Source organism: Herbiconiux sp. (assembly GCF_023264895.1).
Lineage (GTDB): Bacteria > Actinomycetota > Actinomycetes > Actinomycetales > Microbacteriaceae > Herbiconiux.
This window is the reverse complement of sequence record NZ_JAHFUY010000167.1, coordinates 1-2,592: the sequence shown is the minus strand read 5'-3', so window position 1 is coordinate 2,592 and position 2,592 is coordinate 1. Positions and strand designations below refer to the sequence as shown.

Below are 2,592 nucleotides of genomic sequence, written 5' to 3'. Positions count from 1 at the left end.
CCCGCCCACCGGTCGGCAGCGGCACCGGCGGCACCGCCGGCACCACGGGCAGCGCCGGCACCAACGGCGCCCCCACCACACGCCAGATCGCCCGATTCACCGCAGGCGCTGCCCCGGTGACATGGGCCGACGTGATCACCCAGCGCCCCGCATGCTCGCCCGCGCCGTCATGCCGCGGCCGCGCATCCGCGATCCGCTCCCACAGCTGCGTCTGCAGCCCGGAGCCGCCGGCCACGAACGCGCTCACCGACACCACCAGCGCGGCCTGCGGCGAGAGCACCCGCACCCGCACCTCCGTGATCGTGCGCCGCGCGACTCCGCCGCGCACGCTCCGGAACGCGCTGATGCGCTCGTGCCCCACCAGCAGTCCGTTCGCGTCGCCCCGCAGCGTGTCGGGGCCGGGCGCGAACGAACGGTCCAGCACGTCCACGTCGTCGACCATGAGGGCGGCCTCGTAGTGGTGGAACGCCGCCAGCAGCGCCTCGAGCTCCGCGGGCTCGAGCTCGGCGGCGCCCGTCACGCTCACGGGCCCGACGACCCCGGCCGCGGCCTCGATCCCGGCCGATCCCCCGGGCAGCGGCCCGGCGCCGTGCCTACCCACGGTGCACCCCCGATCCGCCCGCACCGAAGCCATCGAAGCCACCAACAGGCATCCGCCCGCCCGCATGTCGCGCGGCCCCAGCCGCCACCCCCGCGAAGTCGGCCACCCGCACCTTCGCGTGCACGCCCTTGACGATGTCGACCACCTGCGAGATGTCGAAATCGGTCGCCGCACTCAGATACGCGTACGCGAGTGCCCGATCCATGCCGTAGCGCGCCTCGAGCAGCCCGAGCGCCGCCCGCACGCAGTTCTGCACGGCCACGTCGAGATCCTCGTCCATGCCCGTGGGCACGAGGAACTCGCTCGTCGAGGCGAGCGGACCGGACAGCACCCCGAACTCGGCCACCGCATCTGCCTGCGACAGCAGATCGAACCGGATCGTCACCCGCAGCGACGCCTCGAGAGCCGTGAGCGCCACCTCCCCGTCGCCCTGCGCGAAGTGCGGATCCCCCACGTACGCGAGCGCCCCCGGCACCTGCACGGGCAGGTACAGCGACGACCCCACGGTGAGCAGCTTGATGTCGATGTTCCCCCCGTGAGCCCCCGGCGGCACCGAGTGCGGCCGCTCACCCCCGGCCACGGCCACCCCCATGATGCCGAGGAACGGCGCGAGCGGGAACCGCACCGACCGCTCCCCACCCGGCACGAGCGGCAGGGTGCCGAACGACGAGCCGTCGAGCGCGTGCTGCAGCTCGGCGTACACGCTCGCGTTCGCCTCCGCCGAGGGCATCTCGCCCACGAGCGCACCCTTGCCGTGCCGGTTCGAGATCACGCCGTAGGGCACGCGCGGGGTCGTCTCGAGCACCGTCATCTTCAGCAGGTCGCCCGGTCGCGCTCCCCGCACCGCGATCGGGCCGGTCACCACGTGCGGCCCATCGGATGCGTTCCGCGGGTACCCGGAGGCCGCCAGCGCCACGGCGTCGTCGAGCACGAAGTCGCGATCCACCCCGTGAGCCGCGAAGAACGCCGCGGGATCCCGCCCCTGATCCTCGAGCACACCCTCGTGGCTGATCGTGTCGATCGTGACCTCGGTGCCTGGATCGATCTCGAGCACGGCCCGGTCGGTGGCGCACGGGAGCCGCCCCCAGAGCAGGTGGTCGAGGCTCGCCGCCAGGTATTCGGTCGCTCTGATCTCGCCCGTGCCGGGCTGCAGTGCTGCAGACGTAGACATGACGAGAGGCTATCGCCCGTTTGCACCCGGAAGAACGCTCGGGCTACGTTTCAGGTCTCACCTCATACCGACAGGATGGCCGTTGCTCACCAGACTCCGCTCCGACCGCGACAAGCTGCACCTCGCCCTCATGCTCGCGCTCACGTTCTCCACGGGGGTCGTCGACGCCGTCGGCTACCTCGGTCTCGACAAGGTGTTCGCGGGCAACATGACGGGGAACGTCGTCATCCTGGGCATGGCCCTCGCGGGGGCGGACGACCTGCCCTGGATCGGGCCGCTGATCGCCCTGTTCGCGTTCATGTTCGGTGCGGTCATCGGTGGGCGGGTGCTCCGCCCGGTGAAGGCGGGCTGGACGACCCGCACCACGTGGCTCTTCCTCGTGATCGGCATCGTGCTCGCGGGGCTCGCGGTGACGCTGTTCCTCACCGACGGGGCGCCGCCGCAGCCGTGGGAGTACTTCATCACGTTCTTCCTCGCCGCGGCCATGGGCATCCAGGCGGCCACCGCGCGGCACATCGCGGTCAAGGATGTGACGACCGTGGTGGTGACCTCGACCATCACGGGCTTCGCGGCCGACTCGCGGCTCGCGGGAGGCAAGGGGCAGCCGTGGTTCCGCCGGGCGGCGGCGATCGTGCTGATCGCGGCGGGAGCGGCGATCGGTGCGCTCCTCCTGCTGCTGCACATCGGCTGGGGGGTGGCGGCGGCCGCGCTCATCACCCTCGTGGCGGCCCTCCTCGGCCACATCGCGGCCCACGTCAAGCACGCCGCCGAGCCGAAGGCCTCCCCCGCCCCCTGACCCGCCACCCCCGGCCCGAGCCAC

3 protein-coding genes are annotated in these 2,592 nt (G+C 72.5%); 1 reads left to right on the top strand and 2 read right to left on the bottom strand.

What is annotated here, in order from left to right:
- Both Q0D57_RS19370 and Q0D57_RS19365 read right to left on the bottom strand, forming a co-directional pair.
- Nucleotides 1-601 (bottom strand): AtzH-like domain-containing protein (locus Q0D57_RS19370; protein WP_291047068.1); only part of this gene is annotated, 601 nt, incomplete at its 3' end.
- Entirely contained in the window at nt 594-1,772 is a 1,179-nt protein-coding gene (locus tag Q0D57_RS19365) for an acetamidase/formamidase family protein (protein ID WP_291047067.1), read from the bottom strand. The genes Q0D57_RS19365 and Q0D57_RS19370, both read right to left, overlap by 8 nt.
- An 82-nt stretch (nt 1,773-1,854) precedes the next feature.
- Between Q0D57_RS19365 and Q0D57_RS19360 the strand changes: the two genes are divergently transcribed.
- Complete coding sequence (locus Q0D57_RS19360; protein ID WP_291047065.1) at nt 1,855-2,568, top strand: YoaK family protein; 714 nt, start codon at nt 1,855-1,857, stop codon at nt 2,566-2,568.
- Nucleotides 2,569-2,592: the final 24 nt, after the last annotated feature.